This window comes from Psychrobacillus insolitus, from assembly GCF_003254155.1.
In the GTDB taxonomy this organism is placed as follows: domain Bacteria; phylum Bacillota; class Bacilli; order Bacillales_A; family Planococcaceae; genus Psychrobacillus; species Psychrobacillus insolitus.
This window is the reverse complement of sequence record NZ_QKZI01000002.1, coordinates 396,383-415,134: the sequence shown is the minus strand read 5'-3', so window position 1 is coordinate 415,134 and position 18,752 is coordinate 396,383. Positions and strand designations below refer to the sequence as shown.

Below are 18,752 nucleotides of genomic sequence, written 5' to 3'. Positions count from 1 at the left end.
CTAATCCATTATTATGTGCATATTGAACTGCTGCATCAAAAGAAGAATTATAATAATAACCACCTAAGCTCATATTTATAATATCTGCATCTACAACTACTGCAATATAAATACCCGTAATTATATCTGACGTGTACGCACGATCTGTTTCAAATACATCGATTAGTACTAATTGAGAATCTGGAGCAACCCCACTACCATATGTAGAGTTGTTCATAGAAGCACCAATTATACCCGACACATGTGTACCATGATCGTTCGTACTAAAAGTACTAGCAGTACTGTAATTACTATGGATTTGATACCTTAATTCTTCATGGTTTGTATCAAATCCATCATCTAAAACCGCTACCTTAACATCGCTAGAGCCCTTTGTTCGATCCCATGCTTTTTTAGCATTTATACGATCATGATGATATTGATAAGACAAATATGGATCATTCGGAGTATAAGTAATATCTAACATGTGATCCGGTTCTACATATTCGACGTCTGGATTACTTTCAAGCTCTTTAATGAAATCATCTAGAGTTCTACCATCTGGAACTTTAGCTGTTACAAGAATTTCTTCATCATTCGTTTCCAATTCGTTCAAATCTTCAGCAACTAATTTCTCTATAGCTTTCTCGGATTTTAATGAAATAATAACTTGATCCGTCTCTTCACCATTTAGATCCTTACTAGTCTTTTCTTCTGCATAGCTAGTAGAACGTGGAAAAAATAAAATACTTACGATCAGTAAAGCACTTAAGAGAATTTTTACTATTTTCATAATTGCAACCCCTATTTTATATTTTAATAAATTATAATGTGAAATCTACTATTAATATAATATCTACTTATCTTTATTTTTCACTGAATATTCCGATATTTCAAAACAATACTATAGAAGTGAAGGAGCAGTTTTTAAACAAATTAAAGAAATAAATAGTTTTGAGATAGTAAATGAATACTGATCTTACCTAATACCAATCTAGCATTCAAATAAAATTTAGTGAATGTGGAATGATAATGTTAATTTCTAACTGAACTCCTGGATTGAATTAATCTCTTCACCCTGTGACCTCCCTATAAATAGAAAATACGAAATTCCTATTAGATTTGTCTTTCACGTTTTAACAGATTTCAAATTGCAGGTAATTAGCACTACATTTTAGGTACAGCTAGGCTATTAACTAATGATTAAATAGACAAATATGGAAGTAAATTTACCAATATGGTATATGCTATCCGTGTTTATATAAGTAAATCTACTTAATTAAACCTAGTCCATATGAATTGAAATTTATCCATTCTTTACATTATATATCACGGATTTTAAAAATAATGTAAGAATCTGTCGAATTATTTTTTTTATTCTATCGGTTGCCAATACGCCATTTCCATGTAGTGATGAATAAGCCAAGGACATCCTTTCTAACGGAAAACTCCTACCCTACAGTGTTAAATAGAGAGAACAAAGTTTTAAAAAAAGCAATTAGAGAATTGGCACAGACGCGGCACACATCGCCACTACTATATCGTCATTCACTCCTCCTGCCGAAAATCCGCTTCATGAACACTAACGCACTCAAAAATACGACAGCTCCGCACATGTCCAAAAATACATCCTGCCCCGACGGTGTTCTTCCACCAGTAACCGATTGATGATACTCATCCACAGTAGCCAATATAAACGTCCACACTAAAGCGATAAACCAACGTCCTCTCCACTTAGGCAAGACCGCATAAAAAGCCAATGCGACAAACCCAAATAGAAAGAAATGCGCAGCCTTCCGAAGCAAAAACTCCACAAACTGATAATATCCGCGTTCTTCTACAGATATCGTGTGTCCCCAATACGGAATCTTAAGCAAAGCCAAAAGCGATTCAAATGGCTTGTCTGGGAACATATTTTGTAAAGTAGATATAAGCGATTGTTGTTCATATGTTTGTCCTGAAGATATAAATAATATAGTTACTAGCGCTAATAATATTAGTATTTTTTTCATATTATTAGAATACCATAATTTCCAAAATTTACACGATAGGTATATAAACTCCGACAACATTCTTAACCATGTTGTAAAGAAATAATTATTAATCACAAAATAGGAAACCATGTTTCTGAACAGGATAACACTTGATAAAAACAATGAAGAAAAGGTCACCAATTCACTAGTTTTATATAAGACCTTATCCTGATTAGCAAGGTAAACAAAGACAATCTTGTAAACCAGTCGTGCCATTTTATAACCACTTTAGAAAGATAGAGAACCAATCTTGATATCAGCTTAATAAATCCTCCCTGAATTGCATATAATTGTCAGAATAGTTCGTAAAGAACCAAATAAAGATAAATATGGTATACTTAATTTTTCAGATTATTCAAATTAATAAAAAATTAATGAACAAAAAGGGGATTATATTCATGAAAAAAGTCTGTACTTTCTTAATTGCACTCTTATTAATTCTAAGCTCACTAGCTATAGGAACAGAACAATCGGAGGCAGCTAGTTTCAGAACAGTAAAAGTAGTAAACGGTTCATCTTTAGTAGTAAAAGCTTTTCCTACAACAAGCGCTAGCACTGTAACTACTCTATCAAGAGGTGATTTTGTAACAGTCTTTTCAACAAGTAATGGCTGGGCAAGTATTCAGAGTGGAAATGTTCGTGGTTATGTTAATGCTTCATTCTTAGCCACACCACCTTCAACTATTAAAATAGCAAGTTCAATAAGTGGGCTAGTTGTTAAAGCAACACCTTTTAAATCTGCACCAACTTCTGCAACATTAAAATATAATATGATAGTTGAAGACTTTGGCCCAGTTGGTGGTGGTTGGTCATTCGTCCAATACGGGAATGTTACAGGCTATGTTGCATCTACATTTATTGGTAAACCAAAAACATCAACGAAGTATGTAAATACAGCAAGCGGTGTTGTAGTTCGGAACATTGCAAGTTCAAGTGGTGCTAATACTGGAACACTAGCAAACAAAACACAAGTAACAGTACATTCAACTATAGCCGGTTGGTCTTATGTTACTTCTGGAAGTACTAAAGGCTATGTTGTCGATTCTTTTTTAAGTACGAATCAATTAAAAGGAACAGTATCAGTAGCTGGTGGCCTAGCTCCGAAAGTCGGATTAAAACTAACATATTACCCGACTTTTACCGACAATTCACAAAGAGAATACACTGTTACCAAAGAATCTGATGGAAATAAAGAATATATTTCTTTAAATTATAAAGGTAACTTCAGTGGAGGATACTCTTATCAAGAAAGTAGCAGTCGTATTATGTTGGGGGTTAATGAAACAGACTGGTTTTTAGTTGATCTAGCGTACCCAATGGTTGAAGGGAAACAAACAAAATCATATTACATCGGTGAGAACTGGGAGGAATATTTCGAATACGTAAATGTCGAAAGTACAACGAGCACCGTTACTGTAAAAGCTGGAACATTTAAAAACGTCGTAATTATCCGATACTCAACTGGTGCCGCAGATTACTTTGCCCCTGGCTATGGTATCATAAAAACGGTAGATCCAGACGGGAAAATCGTTACTGAATTGATTTCCGTACAATAACTTATCATATTAAATAAAAAGTACTGATTGATTTAAACATGGATGCTGAAAGATGAAATTTTACTAAACTTTAACTGAATATATTAATAGAACACCATTCACTAAATTGTGAATGGTGTTCTTCTTCTGTTCAAGTAACGCATCATAGGAAATAAAAAAACTATTTTTTACCTCCCTTTACTTTCTTGAAAATAAATTTAAATAGAAGACTAAAAACAATGAAAACAGCTAAAAATAAGAAAAATCCCCACATTCCATAAGTAATATCGGAAAACTCCATATTACCTTCTCCTGTGATTTTTTGTTGGATTTCAATTACTAAGGAAATAACTATTATCGTAGAAAAAGTGTAGATGAATGATAATAAGGATATGCCATATTTCGCTAGTTTTTTAAAAGTAAAATCCACAAAAATGTATAGAGCTAGTCCCAGAAAGCCAATAAAGTAAAAATGAATCATTTTATCATTTACTGGTAGCCCTAACCCAGAAATGATAGTAATAATTAAATCGTGTATGAGATTCATGACTATTACGATACCATTTAATATTCCGGTCATAATTTAAACCACTCCAATTACCGTTTAGTATATAAATTATAACGCAAAGTCTTAAGATTTCACCCTCTTTTAAACAATATAAAAAAGAACGCTCCGATTGGAACGCACTTAGATTATTACCTCTATTCAATTATGCTTATGACGTACTTTGTTCCTACTCCATGAATACGGACATGAGAAAGTGACACATGTGCCATATTTTAGAGCCTATAGACCTTCTAGTTATTTATTCAAACCTTTTATGTCCGTAATAACCGTCACATCCGCATGGCCTAGAAGCGCTGTCACTGGATAGTCAACAGTCACTGTCCCTGCCAACAGCCTTTCAAGAGCAAATCGTTTTCGTTCTCCTAGTGCAATCAGAATGATTTTTTTCGCCGCTAAGATAGAAGATATACCCATCGTCAATGCAGTGGCTGGTATCGGTTCATCATTTCCGAAGAATGCGCTATTTACACCAAGTGTAGAGTCCGTTAACGTCTCAACATGTGTAACTGAATCGAATGAAGTACCTGGCTCATTAAACGCTATGTGTCCATTCTCTCCGATGCCAAGAAGTTGAACATCCAATGGAAATTCACTTAGACGTCTCTCATATGTAGCACACTCTTCCTCCAAGTTTTCAGCAACACCATTGGGAATAAAGGTACGTTTAAATTTCTTTTTACTGAATAAGTGCTCTTGCATGAAAAACGCGTAGCTATTCTTATTGCTATCATCGAGTCCAACGTATTCATCCAGGTTGAATGCAGTAACTTCTTCGAATGAAATGTCCGAATTGACCAATGTTTCATAAACAGGAATCATCGTACTTCCCGTCGCAAGACCGAATCCATTTAACTTTCCTTCATCCTGTTGCTCTTTTAGGATTTCCAAAACATGTTGTCCTGCTTGTTTTGGTTCCTCCACTGTAATAATCGTCATGCTCATTGTTTTTCCACCTTACCCTGTCTATATATTTATATTCATAAATGAGAAAAGTAAAACCCTTGTATTTTGCAAAAAAATAGCTGCAGAGAATTGCATTTCTATGTATAGTTATGTGGCTTTATCTGTTACACCGATCTCGTAAAAGATAACTTCCTTACCTGATATTTATTGTATATTATCAATAGAGTCACGTCTACTATTGCAAAGATTATCAGCTACAGTTTTAGTTCTAGGCAGTTCTCATGAGGAGCGCTTTCTTTTTTAGCCACAAATTGGGGAGCATTTGAGTCTAACACAGGGGCGGTGTGGGGGTTCTATTTGGGTAATTATCTGAAAGAGAAGGAATTGTCACTTCAGTTGCCGCAACCAAAACCAAACTGCGCCCTGTCCCTGTGTCAGACTCAAATATTTCTTCAATTTGTGGCTGACACAGGGACAGGCACCTAAACCACGCCAGAAAAACCAACACAGCGCCCAGAAAAGAACCAAAAGAGTTGAAATTTTGCGTGCCAGGCACAGGGGCTTGTAAAACTTCAAATGTTCTAGCGCAAGTGAAATGAACACCTCCAGCTCCCCCGTCATATCCTCTTCATATAGATTAATTTAACAAAGGGGATAATTTATGATTAGAAAAAGGCAAAGAAATAAATTCTTACTTTTTATTATCATATCCATATGTTCTTTACTTGTGCTGATAGGCTCTATTAATTACCTGTTTTCCCCGAGCTACAAATCTAAAAAAGTAGTAGAAGCGTTTTACACGCATGAACAAAGTGGAGACTTTGCTGATTCATGGGAATTACTTCACCCTTTTATGAAAGATAGATGGACTAAAACACAATTTATGACTGACCGTTTACATGTTTTCGTCGGCCATTTTGGTACCGAAACTTTCCAGTTTTCAATAGAGGAAGGCAATAAAGTAAAGGATTGGAAAATGGCTGAAGAATTACAACCATTTGATATAGCTTACAAATTCACTGTCATTCAAACCTATAAAGGAAAATACGGAAAGTTCAGCTTCCTACAAGAAGTATACGTCGCTAAAGATGAAGGAGAGTGGAGGATCCTATGGGATTATAATTAACACACTCAGGAATGGTGCCAGTCACCGGGGTATTACCAAAACAAAACTGCGTCCTTTCCCTGTGTCAGACTCAAATGTTTTTTCAATTTGTGGCTGACACTGGGAAAGGTTACTAATAGATGTTGTGTGAGTGACTGGCACCGGATGGTTACCCATTGTAGGGAACAAAAATTTAGCACGATTCTCAAGCATCGTTCATCATATTATAATGTACTTCAGGAGTGATTCAGATGGACAACGAAAAATTGGTTATTGATATGTTGACTGAAATGAATAAAACAATGCTTGAAATGAAGCGAGAAATGAACCAACGCTTTGATGCAGTTGAACTAGAACAAAAAGAATTGAAGCTTGAAATGCGATTAGGTTTTTCTGAAGTACAGAAATCACTTGGTGGAATCAGACAACAATTTAATTGGAAAGCATTTGAGTCTAACACAGTGGCGGGGCAGGGGTTCTGTTTGGAGATTGTTTGAAAGAGAAGAAATTGTTACTTCATAGTTGCGGTAGCCCAAACGAAACTGCGTCCTGTCCCTGTGTCAGACTCAAATATTTCTTCCATTTGTGGCTGACACAGCGTTTAATGTTAAATAAGTCAATTGCTAAATAAATAGATTTTTGGCCGCACTAAACCAAGGTCTCAATATTTATGGAAAAAATTTGAAACTACCAATCACAAAACAATATAAGGACATTTCTTCGCAACGTACAAAGTCTTGTGGTTATGATCCACAGGGATACATCCTACTTCATGCAAAATCGATGCAATCACGTTTTATTCGTATTTATGGAACAAGACTTATTACGCTGTGTCACGAGGTCTTTTCGCCTCAGGGACGTACTTCAATATAATCTTCCGTTCCGAAGAAATGTCTTTGTCTTTGCTTATTCTCTAACTCCTATTTCAGTTGAAAAACACGTCAAACTTGTACATACCGATTGTAAAATAGCGCTTGCTTCGCTTTATTTCTTAATTTACCTGCGATGACAGATTGGAGACAATAACCTTCCTGAGTCGATTGATAGAGCTGTTTCTTCGTCATCATGGCGTATGCGAGTCGAAGTAAACGATTGCCCAAAGCAATATACATTTGCTTCACTTTTTTGCCTCGCTCTTTCATTTCTTTATATTTCTCTTTCATAGCCGGATTTTGAAGCATCATACTCCTACCAGCACGATAAAGTGCGGCTCGAAAAGGTATCTATCAAAAAGTCATGAAATCATACCGTAAGGTAAGCCTTCTGATATTGGATGAATGGCTTTTAACATCTCTAACAGAAAGTGAAGCTAGAGATGTATTAGAAATCGTAGAATCACGTCACCAAGTTGCCTCTACCATTTTCTGTTCTCAGTTTGATTCACAAGGGTGGTATGAAAAGATCGGTGAAGCAACACTCGCGGACGCCATTCTTGATCGAATCATACATGATTCTTATAACATTATGATTGATGGAGAAACATCTATGCGTGAAAGGCATGGAATAAAAGAGTAATAGATTGAGAGAGCTACCTTTTTAGAAGGTGGCTCTCTCTTTGTCTTTAGTGGCTCTATTTTCTGTCTCAAGTGGCTCTCAAACTTGGCAGAGCTGGCTCTTTTCAATGTCCTTATTCACTGAATGCATAAACTTCGCTGCGTCAATCGCTACGATACAAATTTGGTTCGCATTTTCACCTCTCATAAGACGATTCCAATGACTTCCTTTACTTCCCTTAATGTGGTTAAATGTAGATATAACCATTGTTTTCAGCTCCTTTTCGTGTGAGTGGGTTTTATGGAAGTTCTGTGATTGGTACTTCTTATATACCCTGAAAGCAATGGTTTTTAACTATGTTTTCTACCTATTTAACATTGTAGGGAACAAAAATTCATTTAACATTGTAGGGAACAAAATTTACACAGTTTGTTCCTACTCCGCCTTAATCACTTCATGGTCAGCGATAATTTTAACTGTTTCAGCAGGGATTCCAACGGAAATTGCATTTCTAGGGACATCTTTCGTCACAACTGCCCCCGCTCCTATTTGAGCATTGTCACCTACGATAACAGGACCTAATAACTTAACCCCGGGACCTATGAAGACATTTTTACCTATTATAGGACAAGCAAATTCTTGACCTTCGTATATCCCTCTTTTGCTTCTATTGCCGCCCAATGTAACTCCTTGCATAATCAGTGAACCTTCACCAATTTTTGAGTTTGGATGGACAACAACACCCAATCCATTATGACCGAATTTTACAGATGGGTGAATATCTGAAGTAAATGGGATATCGCATGAGAATAATATCCTCATTACCGTCTGCGTTATTCTTGGTAAAAACGGCACTTTTCTTAAATATAACTTTCTTGATAATCTATAACATTTCATTACAGCGCTCATATTAATATCCCCCTAAAATTTACCGCATTATTATAATTTTATAGGCGTAAGCGTCCAATAAAATCATCTCAACAATTCAAACGTCTTATTCTTGTGTACCCCAATACCTAGTTAGTCGGTAAGCGTCCAATGGAGTCATACCTAACAAATAGATGCTCATCACGTGTGATATCAAAACGAAAGGTACCTAATGAAAGGTACCCATTTGATAATCTGGCCGGAAGAATTAACATAGTAGAATCTTGAAATTACAACATGTCCCGGCTGATCTATTATTATTCTATGCACAACTGTTTTTCACCTTCTGATACCAAATTATTATATCTAATATTATTTTAACACTGTATCAAGAACTTCAAAATGTCTCTCTGATTCAATTGCAATAGAAGTTACATCTTCTAAAAAGCCTATTTCTTTTTGATTTATAGAGTAGTCATCATCTTTTCTAATATCAATGTACTTCCCTGAAAACCCCACATCTTTTATAACATTTAATGTCTTATCACTATAAATAAGTGGTAAAACTTTTTTGTTAAAAACCCATCCCAAAATCATTGCATGGAACCTTGTTGCAACTATTATTTCACTACTAGACAACTCACTTATTATTTCTTCTCTATTAATCCCTTTATAATATATTTTACGAACACTTTTTTTATCCCTTAGTAATGAATAAATTTCGTCTATTGCTTGTTCATCGCCCTCAGCTTGGCAAAAAGATACTAATGATATTTCGTAGCCTTGCAATGTATATTTCTCAACTAATTTTGTAATTCCCTTAAAGTATTTTGTATCTATTTCAATCAAGTCTTTTCTAATTGACGGTTTAATTACAGAAATAAAGACTTTTTTCTCCTCCTTTATAATAAAATCATTATTTTTATAACCAAATAACATATCAGGAGCCACTCTAACGTTTTTCAAGTGTTTAAAAAGTTGTTTGGAATATTCTTCTCTAAAACAGATATCCTCAAAATTTGTAAATACTCTTTGATATGAATTATAAAATTCTTGAGATGAATATGGACCAAAATTAGCACCTAGCAAGTAATTTTGATTACTCGCTAAAAATTTGTTAGTAAATTCTTTATGACCAATTTCCCAATCCATATTCTCTATAAATAAAGAACCCCCTACTAGTAATGAGACATCAACATTACTAGTAAATAAATTCAAATTCTTTTTAAATATAGATTTATAAAATTTATTTAAGACTCTTTTTGATAAACTAGGGTAAATTAATTTTATGTTTTCCGTATTACTAAATGTATCTAGATATATAGGTGGAGCAAATAATTTGAAAGTATAGCTTGGATATCTATTAACTACATATTCAAAGAATAAATCATCACCTAAATTATTTTGTACATAACCATATAGATTTATTTTCAACTTCTCCATTATTTAAGCATGCTCCTTTTAAATCTATTTCTAATTTCTTTATCTAAAAAAACACATAATACAACATACATTGTAGTGTAGAACAAAATTAATAGAATTAGTTTTATCCAACCTTCCACGAATGATACTTCTTTGTTTAATAACAGCGTCATTATAATTGTTATAAAAACTATAACAAAAGGAGGGAAGATTTTTTTATAAAAAGATATTATGTCTATTTTTATAGCTTTATAATAATAGATATTCATTATAATAATATGACTTATCGTAAGAAAAAGTGCCGTTGTAATAGCAGCCCCAAGTTCCCCGTATTTAGTTGCTAAGGGTATAGTTACAAAAATATTGATTATAGCCGTAATTAGATATACTAACGATCTGAATTTATGTCTATTTTTAGCTTGTAATATCGGTATACCAATTGTTTGAGTCCATATTACTGATAAAGGAATAAAAATAACAACTACAATCCAATATGCTTTTAAATATGTATCGGATAACCATATACTTATAAAATCCTTACCAATAGCTATAAATCCACCAATAGCATAGAAAATTATTAGTGCCTGAATATGGCCTGTATTAATAAATAAGTCTGAAAACTCTTCATCCGTACTTTTATTCTTTTCCATAATTGAAACCTTAGGTAAATACAGCCCACTAATAGCTGTCGCAATTGACATATATAATGTAATAAACTGCATTCCAATAGCATATATAGCCACCTGATTAATCCCTGACACAGATCCTAAAATAATCTGATCAGTACTCCAATAAATCTTGTCCATAATAGCATTTAAAAAAATAAACGCTGAATAAATAACAATTTCTTTTAACAAATGTTTGTCAACTTTTTCAAAACTAATCTTTACTTTCAATTTAAAGACAGCATAATATACATTTAACAATAAAAACAAAAGATTAAGTATAGTTGTTACTGCCACAACCATAACTGATCCTTCACCTAATAATAACAATGGTATGATGATAAAAGGTGTAATAAGAACTTTGATAATATTGGTAAACTTCAAAAAGATAAATCGTTCATGTGATTGAACAATTGCTCCAAATACACTTAAGGGAAACGATAAACTAAAATTCAAAATCAGGAGTAATGTTAATGTTTTAGCTAATTTCAACTCATCAACTGTAATTTTAGCACCAAAAAGATTATCTAATTGCAAATACATGATAAATCCAATAATAGCTACTAGTAATCCTAAAATGCTAAATAAAACTAGAAACAAACCGCTTAATTTAGACTCAGTTGCCCTATCATTATTAGCACGAGTTCTTGCAATATAACGAACAATAGCATTTCCTAGCCCCATATCTAAAACTGTTAAATACCCTACAAAAGCAGCTATTAAAGTATATACACCATATTCCGCTTGTCCTAGTTGCTTTATCAGAATGGGTGTATAAAATAACGTTACTACTACCGATATTAAAAGTGTGAGGTATGATAAAAAAGCCCCAATCTTTATTTGGTTCAATACATTCGCCTCGTTTTTAGTATCTTTTTCCCGTCTGTTGATTACCTGATTTATTCCAATAAATTCACATAGAAAAGCTCCTTTCTATAGAATAATAACTGGTTTATTCATCAGATTCATTCTATTGGAAGAGCTTGCTATTATATATATATTTTCGACTAAACATATGATCTTTATCTAAAATCCCTCAACATTCAAAATACACGCATTACTAGTGGAGCCATTCTTTAATTTCTTTAATTTCTTTAATTTCTTTAATTTCTTTATTCGCTTGGTTGCCCCACGCTAAAATAATACCTATTGCACAAAAAACTGTCATTTGAGAGAATCCTGTTTCATTTATTGAAGCAATGGATAAATATGCTACTAACCAAGCATATAATCCAGCTGCCACATGCCTAGAAGTATTCTTTCGAATTCTGTTAATTGATATAAGTACTCCAAATAAAAGTAATATGAATCCTACAATACCAAGTATACCGAATTGTACAAACCAATTAATAAATACAGAATGAGGGTCCATTCCCTCAAATGAATATTTTCTATAATTCCCTTCTAATTCACCGAATAATAAATAGTCAGGTATGTTCTTCAAATAATCAAACCATATATTTGCTCTAGCTTCTTCCTCAATATTTATACCTCCATTAAACCTCTGTCCAAAATTAGCAATTGGTTCTTTAAATAACTGCAAGATTATTATTGTAAATATTGTCACAAAAGCAAATACTTTTATATATTTGAAAAAATTATTTGAAACTATTAGATAAACTAATACTGATAATAATATCGAGATTATTGCAGACCTCGAGAGACCTGCTAGACTAGTAAAGACTAATAATATAAAAATACTGTAAATTATACTTTTTCTAAACATAGAAGATTCTTTAAAGAATAATGTTGTGATTAACCAACCCACAGAAATAAATCCAATCAAAGAATAATTCCAAAATGACCCATTAAAAGTATAACCATTAATAACTGAAATTCTAGTTCCTATCATTTCTGGAAAGAATAATAATGGAACAATTGCAGAAAGTGATAAACTTAAACCTAATGCCCATATCGTAGCTTTAACATAATACATACTTCGAATACCCTTCACAACAATAACTATTATTGACAAATTAATAAAAAAACCAATGAAATAATAAAAATACTTTTCTCCTGGTAAAAACAATAACGGGAATTGAATGAAGAGTATAAAAAATTTTAATAATAAAGAAAGAAATAATACTATCCAATAAGGAAAAATATATGTATAAAAACCCTTGTTTTTATACATATAGTTTAGAACCAAAATAATACACATAAAGCCTATTAAAATATAGAATATTATAGTAATCCCTTTACTTAATATATGAAGACCTAAATACTGTAAGTATATATTAATATTCATAAGACCAGCTAAAAATACTATTATTACTACAATTCTTTGGTACCCATGTTCGTCCCTTTTAATATCAATCTGACTCATAATGAATTCTCCTTATTTATCTAGATAATATGGTGTATGTGAAGTTTTTCACTTCTCACATCAAAGAATCAGTATTTAGCAATATAGTTATTAATAAAACTTTATGTTACATACAATGCACCCCAAAATTCACTGAAGACAAACACGCTCTTCCATATTACATAATACAGGCGTCATTAAATTGAATTCACTATGATAATGAACTTTATTATTCCGATGGTAAAGTATCTGAGCAAGTAGAATTAGCAACAAGGGAGCTCATTCCCCACTATACCTCTAGGTAAAAAAACGTTCTCCATCAGTAAACGTTGATTTTCCTTGCGTAATCGAGCCATTTCATTTTCTTCTTCAGAGAGATTATCCTTCATAGCGAAGAAATGCGTTTCCTTATGGTTTTAATCTAGAGATCTAACGCAGAAGTCATCATATCATATTCACGGGTAATATCCGCATGAGAACTACACTTTCATAAAGCTTCTCTAGTAACAGTTTAAATTCGGGTGTAAATGTTCGGGCACCTGCGTTTCATAAAAAGCACGCTTCCTTTATTTGATAGTATAATTTTACAAGACCTTATTTCAGCTGTCAAAACTTAGTGTAGTCGAGCCTATCCTACTTTAATCTTTATAATTAAAAGTTTTTAATAAACTAAAAATCGGATGAATTTTATATCGGAGGAAGTTTTTTGCTTTTATAAAATAATAAATACCATTTATTGATTTAATCTTAATCAAATATCCTATTAATCGTTTCTGAATATTACCTGATTTAAAATAATAAATATCGTCCCTTACTTCTTTTGAAAGAATAATCTTATGTATCTGCTCTTTTATGCCTTGTGACGTAAGGTTACTATTTTTATGAAATAAATTATTAAAGCAACCAACAATACTATTTATAAAAATCACTTCAACTGAATCTTTATTTTTTTTATTATAACTATCATTTCTCAATAAAAATTCCCTAATCTTTTGAAATAAAAGTAGTTGATTTCCAAAAAAATCCTTTTTATAGTTTGATATTAAAGAATTAGTATTATTAAATATTAAATAATTATACAAAGAATCATTTATTACATGTATATTCTGACAAAACTTATAATAATCTAGATTAAACAATAAATCTTCGCCTATATTTAGAGATTCAACAAATTGAATATTATTTTTTTTTATGATTTCTGTTATATACAACTTATTCCAAAGTTGGATAATAACAGACTGTTCAAAAAGTACCCCGAAGTCCCTTAAAAATTCCTTATTATTTAATATACCATGTACTCCCGGAGTGACATTTTGTAATATTCTGTTATTATCATCGTTTATATGTGTAGCTTTATAACCGGATAAAACCAATTGACTATCTTTATTCATGGATTCGACTAATATTTCAGTCATCATTAATTCAATAGTATCATCTGAATCAACAAATTGTATGTACTTACCTTGTGCCAATTCAATTCCTCTATTTCTTGCAATCGAAGGACCAGAATTATTTTGGTGACTCACTTTAATGCGCGAATCCTTGCTAGCAAATTCATCACAAATCACTCCACTATTATCTGTAGAACCATCATTAATCAAAATCACTTCAATATTTTTATATGTTTGATTCCTAATACTTTGTATACAATCACTTAAATATAATTCTGCGTTATATACCGGAATAATAACACTAACCTGGACATTAGAATCCAATAAACTCGCCTCTTATCTCATTATTTCATTTTTCAATAACTAAATGCAATATAGATTGCGAACAAGATAACTCTCACATTTAGTTGATTTATTTTACTTTCAATCTTAATTCGAAAAATATTGTAATTTTCAAAATCGATTCTAACCGGATTAATTAATGTGTTTGTCAACACATTTGTCGCATCGAGCCATATACATTCGTTACTCAATACAAATTTATTTCAAACAAATCCCTCATTAAAGCGAAGCTATCGCGTTGCGCTTGATGACCTGTTAATTTACAATGGAAGATTTTTTTATTCCTGAACGATTTCTTTCATAGGGTTTAGCACCACTTGCTCTTGTGCTGATCAATCTCACGGATTCCGCGTGTCCAGCGCTCATGATGCTTCTCTGTTTTATTTAATCATATCGCATTAAATCGGTACGACAACTATCCAAATAGAGGGGTTGATGGAATTCTAGCTATATCTCTATTTTATAGGTAAATTTGATGAAACCATTTATAAAGGATTTCTTTTAGTTATGATTATACTAAAGAGAATTAAGTTTTATCAAAAGTATCGAATTATTTTAGCGCGACGCAAGCGATCGTTCTTATAAAAATCACAAAATTACTTGTAGAATAACCATTTACTAAAAAGATGCTACTAACTCATTATATTTCATACAGATTTAGTACAAATACTAAGACATTAATTTGTTGAAATGGTCTCCCCATTTCCTTGAAATCTCATCTAAATTATACGATTCAGCTTTTATTATTCCTTTTTCCGCAAATTCATTTCTCTGAGTATTATTATTCATAAGAGTTTCTATCCTATCTAAAAGTTGCCTCTTATCTTTAAACGGTATTAAATATCCATTCTTTCCATTATCAATTAATTCACTAGGGCCATATGGTACATCATAAGAAATTACCGGTACTCCCATAGCCATGGATTCAAGTATAGCTAAGCCAAAACCTTCAGATTTTGATGTACTAACAAAAATTTTATACTCGTTATATTTTTCATAAATGTTACTTATATTCCCCATTAAATTCACTTTTTTTTCTAAACCATATATATTTATAAGTTTATTTAAATGGTCTCTCCTATTTCCCTCGCCATATATATCCCAAGTCCAATTAGAGTATTTTTTTAAAAGAATATCAGCTACTTCAATACATTCTTCAAAATTTTTTATTTCTGTTAATCTCCCCACACTTATAATTTTATTTTCGTGTATATCTTTTTTCTTTTCGACAAACTCTAATCTAGGATCTAGTGGATTAGGAATGGTATAAACTTTTTTATTAATGCTTTTTTTTAAATATACCTTCCTATCACTATCAGTTAAAGTAATAATTGCATCGGCAAATTCAACCCAACCTTTTCTAGAAATTTTTTGCAGCTTCAACTCACTATTACCATAATAATGTGTATGCTCCCATAAAATTAATTTTGTTTTTTTAAACATTGTTCCAAGTACACCAATTGGAAAGAAAATTGAACCGCAAACTACAAGTATATCGTAACTTTCTATATCGATATCTTCTCTTATAAATTTTACAGCTTTATATATCCCTTTTTTTAAAGAAATTCTATAATTATAGATGTATTTTTTATTTATACGGGGACTAATTTCATATACTTCTTCACCGCTATAATAATATGAAATAACTGTAATATCGTATTTATCATTTAAAGCTATTTGATTTGTTAATAATGAAGTAACTCGTTCTATACCTCCAAAATTAGAGATTGTTGGAACTAAATACGCAATTTTCATTTTCTACTCCCTCTATAAATATTGAGACTTCAATAACACTTGCCATATTTTAGTTTCAAAAAATTTCCCTGTTTATATATCCATTATTATTCTATAATTATTGATTTATTTAATATTATTTTCGAACCCTCTGCTAAAGATAGACCATTAACCGCAATGTCAGCCTTTACTCTTTATTATAAGGTACTGTAGCCTTTAAATTTCTATCCAGGAATAGTTAGACCTCCAATGAATAAGTATCCGGATTATCTCGATCAAAACTTTCATTCACCCACATTACAGTAACCAAATCTTCATTTCCAATATTTTCAATATTATGAGTATAACCAGTAGGCACATCTACAACTTCCAATTTATCTCCACTAACAAAATATTCAATTATTATTTCCGATTCTAATTTTCTAAAGCGAATTACTCCTTTTCCACTAACCACAAGAAATTTTTCATTTTTTGAATGATGCCAGTGGTTTCCCTTAGTTATACCAGGTTTAGAAATATTAACAGAAACTTGACCTCTATCTGGGGTCTTAAGAAACTCTGTGAAAGTTCCTCTTTGATCTATATTCATCTTAAGATCATAACTAAATTGATTTTCTGGTAAATAACTCAAATACGTACTATACAATTTTTTCGTGAATTCGTCGGCCATATTTGGAATTGAGCGTTCTTCTCTACTTCTTTTAAACGAATAAATCAAATCAACGATTTCACCAAGAGTTATAGTGTGAACTTCTGGGACTTCAGAAAAATCACCAACTACATTTTCAGTTCCGTTCAAAGCATTTATTATCTCTTCCACTACATTATCAATATAAACTAAGTTCATTATCAGACTAGGATCACTTATTGTGATTGGTAATTCATGAGCAATGTTATGACAAAATGTTGCTACTGCACTATTATAATTGGGTCTACACCACTTTCCAAATATATTTGGAAAACGGTAAATCAAAACCCTTGCTCCTGTCTCTAGGTGATAATTTAGTAGTAATTTTTCCCCCGCTATTTTACTCTTTCCATACGGATTATCGACTATTGCTTGGGTAGAAGAAGCAAATAGTACTGGACACCTGTTCCCATTCTTTTTTAGCGAATTTAATAATATTTTAGTTAAATCATAGTTACCCAGCATAAAACCTTGAACATCATGTGGCCGATTAACTCCTGCTAAGTGTAATACAAAGTCACAGTCTTGCGTATATGAATCTAATTGTTCCAAATCATCACTTCTATTAAAAGGCACAATAACAATATCTCTTATTTGTTGTAATGTCACAACCAAGTTTTTCGCAATAAATCCTTCAGATCCAGTAATTAGAACTTTCATTCTTTAATCCTCCTATCAGGTCATTTCATTCTTGTATTTTTCTAACCTGCCAATTAACCAACTCTTCTTTAATTTCATCTAGCATTAATAGCCGCTCTTTGATTTCATCAACACAAAGAATTTTAGTATTACTTGAATTGTACTCATCAGTTAATGAAATCCTAGGTGAGCCTTCTTCAAGATATTTTTCATAATTTAAATCTCTATTATCTGCAGGGACTCTATAAAACTCTCCCATATCTATTGACTTAGCTGCCTCTTCTTTAGTAAGTAAAACTTCATACATTTTTTCACCGTGTCGAGTTCCAATTATTTTAATTTCATTATCTACATTAAATATTTCTTTTACAGCTTGAGCTAAATCACCTACATAGCAAGAAGGAGATTTTTGTACCATTATATCTCCTGTTTCAGCATTCTCAAAAGCATATAAAACCAATTCAACAGCTTCATCTAGACTCATTATAAACCTAGTCATCCTACCTTCAGTTACAGTTAAAGGTTGTCCACTCTTTATTTGCTCTATAAATAGTGGAATTACTGACCCTCTTGACGCCATAACATTTCCATATCTTGTTCCACAAATTAATGTTCTTTCAGGGGAAACTGTTCTTGACTTTGCAATAAATGTTTTTTCCATTAAAGCTTTTGAAATTCCCATAGCGTTAACTGGGTAAGCAGCCTTATCAGTTGAAAGACAAATAACTTTTTTCACTCCTGTTTCAATTGCTGCTGTTAACATATTCTCAGTTCCTAGTACATTCGTCTTTACAGCTTCAATAGGGAAGAATTCACAAGATGGCACCTGCTTAAGTGCAGCAGCATGAAAAATATAATCTACATCATGCATTGCATTTTTCAAGCTTCCAATATCTCTAACATCACCAATATAATATTTAATTTTGTCATTTTGGTAATGTCTACGCATATCATCCTGTTTTTTTTCATCTCTAGAGAAAATCCTTATTTCTTTAATATTAGTACTTAAAAACCTCTCAAGAACTACATTACCAAAAGAACCTGTACCACCCGTTATTAATAGTGTTTTTCCGTTAAACATT

At 32.2% G+C, this 18,752-nt stretch carries 17 protein-coding genes and 1 pseudogene; 4 read left to right on the top strand and 14 right to left on the bottom strand.

Features of this window, described 5'->3' with window-relative positions:
• Nucleotides 1–772 (bottom strand): S8 family serine peptidase (locus C7437_RS09290; RefSeq protein WP_146249625.1); only part of this gene is annotated, 772 nt, incomplete at its 3' end.
• Nucleotides 773–1,523: 751 nt separating this feature from the next.
• Nucleotides 1,524–1,991 carry a VanZ family protein gene (locus tag C7437_RS09285; protein ID WP_111439418.1) on the bottom strand — a complete coding sequence of 156 codons (468 nt, stop codon included), beginning with the start codon at nucleotides 1,989–1,991 and terminating at the stop codon, nucleotides 1,524–1,526.
• A gap of 419 nt (nucleotides 1,992–2,410) precedes the next feature.
• Here C7437_RS09285 and C7437_RS09280 point away from each other — a divergent pair, with 419 nt between their 5' ends.
• Complete coding sequence (locus C7437_RS09280) at nucleotides 2,411–3,568, top strand: SH3 domain-containing protein (RefSeq protein ID WP_170122350.1); 1,158 nt, start codon at nucleotides 2,411–2,413, stop codon at nucleotides 3,566–3,568.
• A gap of 160 nt (nucleotides 3,569–3,728) precedes the next feature.
• On the opposite strand, the gene C7437_RS09275 is transcribed toward C7437_RS09280, so the two are convergent.
• Both C7437_RS09275 and C7437_RS09270 read right to left on the bottom strand, forming a co-directional pair.
• Nucleotides 3,729–4,127, bottom strand: a complete 399-nt coding sequence (locus tag C7437_RS09275; RefSeq protein ID WP_111439393.1) for a hypothetical protein — start codon at nucleotides 4,125–4,127, stop codon at nucleotides 3,729–3,731.
• Between the two features lie 222 nt (nucleotides 4,128–4,349).
• The gene (locus tag C7437_RS09270) at nucleotides 4,350–5,051 is read right to left on the bottom strand and encodes a glucosamine-6-phosphate deaminase (protein WP_170122352.1); all 702 of its coding nucleotides are present in this window, start codon (nucleotides 5,049–5,051) and stop codon (nucleotides 4,350–4,352) included.
• A gap of 628 nt (nucleotides 5,052–5,679) precedes the next feature.
• Here C7437_RS09270 and C7437_RS09260 point away from each other — a divergent pair.
• Nucleotides 5,680–6,144, top strand: coding sequence for a hypothetical protein (locus C7437_RS09260; RefSeq protein ID WP_245909256.1), 465 nt, complete (start codon nucleotides 5,680–5,682; stop codon nucleotides 6,142–6,144).
• A 230-nt stretch (nucleotides 6,145–6,374) separates the two neighbouring features.
• On the top strand, nucleotides 6,375–6,620 hold the full coding sequence (locus C7437_RS09255; RefSeq protein ID WP_111439390.1) for a hypothetical protein: 246 nt from the start codon (nucleotides 6,375–6,377) through the stop codon (nucleotides 6,618–6,620).
• A gap of 444 nt (nucleotides 6,621–7,064) precedes the next feature.
• Here C7437_RS09255 and C7437_RS09250 read toward each other — a convergent pair whose 3' ends face one another.
• On the bottom strand, nucleotides 7,065–7,307 hold the full coding sequence (locus tag C7437_RS09250) for a hypothetical protein (RefSeq protein ID WP_146249624.1): 243 nt from the start codon (nucleotides 7,305–7,307) through the stop codon (nucleotides 7,065–7,067).
• A gap of 34 nt (nucleotides 7,308–7,341) precedes the next feature.
• Between C7437_RS09250 and C7437_RS09245 the strand changes: the two are divergent.
• Nucleotides 7,342–7,638, top strand: a pseudogene (locus C7437_RS09245) (ATP-binding protein); the annotation flags it as partial.
• Between the two features lie 78 nt (nucleotides 7,639–7,716).
• Here the strand turns inward: C7437_RS09245 and C7437_RS09240 are convergent.
• From C7437_RS09240 to C7437_RS09200, 9 genes are all read right to left on the bottom strand, one after another.
• A complete protein-coding gene (locus C7437_RS09240) occupies nucleotides 7,717–7,884 on the bottom strand; it encodes a hypothetical protein (RefSeq protein ID WP_211309993.1) in 168 nt (55 codons plus the stop codon).
• 168 nt (nucleotides 7,885–8,052) lie between these two features.
• On the bottom strand, nucleotides 8,053–8,526 hold the full coding sequence (locus C7437_RS09235; RefSeq protein WP_111439387.1) for a serine O-acetyltransferase: 474 nt from the start codon (nucleotides 8,524–8,526) through the stop codon (nucleotides 8,053–8,055).
• Nucleotides 8,527–8,856: 330 nt separating this feature from the next.
• Nucleotides 8,857–9,927: a polysaccharide pyruvyl transferase family protein gene (locus C7437_RS09230; RefSeq protein ID WP_111439386.1), complete on the bottom strand. Its 1,071-nt coding sequence runs from the start codon at nucleotides 9,925–9,927 to the stop codon at nucleotides 8,857–8,859.
• On the bottom strand, nucleotides 9,927–11,420 hold the full coding sequence (locus C7437_RS09225; RefSeq protein ID WP_111439385.1) for an oligosaccharide flippase family protein: 1,494 nt from the start codon (nucleotides 11,418–11,420) through the stop codon (nucleotides 9,927–9,929). Before C7437_RS09225 ends, C7437_RS09230 begins: the two co-directional genes overlap by 1 nt.
• Before the next feature lie 211 nt (nucleotides 11,421–11,631).
• Complete coding sequence (locus C7437_RS09220; protein WP_111439384.1) at nucleotides 11,632–12,897, bottom strand: O-antigen ligase family protein; 1,266 nt, start codon at nucleotides 12,895–12,897, stop codon at nucleotides 11,632–11,634.
• A 617-nt stretch (nucleotides 12,898–13,514) separates the two neighbouring features.
• The gene (locus C7437_RS09215; RefSeq protein WP_111439383.1) at nucleotides 13,515–14,591 is read right to left on the bottom strand and encodes a glycosyltransferase; all 1,077 of its coding nucleotides are present in this window, start codon (nucleotides 14,589–14,591) and stop codon (nucleotides 13,515–13,517) included.
• A gap of 687 nt (nucleotides 14,592–15,278) precedes the next feature.
• Nucleotides 15,279–16,364, bottom strand: coding sequence for a glycosyltransferase family 4 protein (locus tag C7437_RS09210; protein WP_111439382.1), 1,086 nt, complete (start codon nucleotides 16,362–16,364; stop codon nucleotides 15,279–15,281).
• A gap of 217 nt (nucleotides 16,365–16,581) precedes the next feature.
• Nucleotides 16,582–17,691, bottom strand: coding sequence for a capsular polysaccharide biosynthesis protein CapF (locus tag C7437_RS09205; protein ID WP_111439381.1), 1,110 nt, complete (start codon nucleotides 17,689–17,691; stop codon nucleotides 16,582–16,584).
• A gap of 25 nt (nucleotides 17,692–17,716) precedes the next feature.
• Entirely contained in the window at nucleotides 17,717–18,751 is a 1,035-nt protein-coding gene (locus C7437_RS09200; protein WP_111439380.1) for a polysaccharide biosynthesis protein, read from the bottom strand.
• Nucleotide 18,752 lies beyond the last annotated feature (1 nt).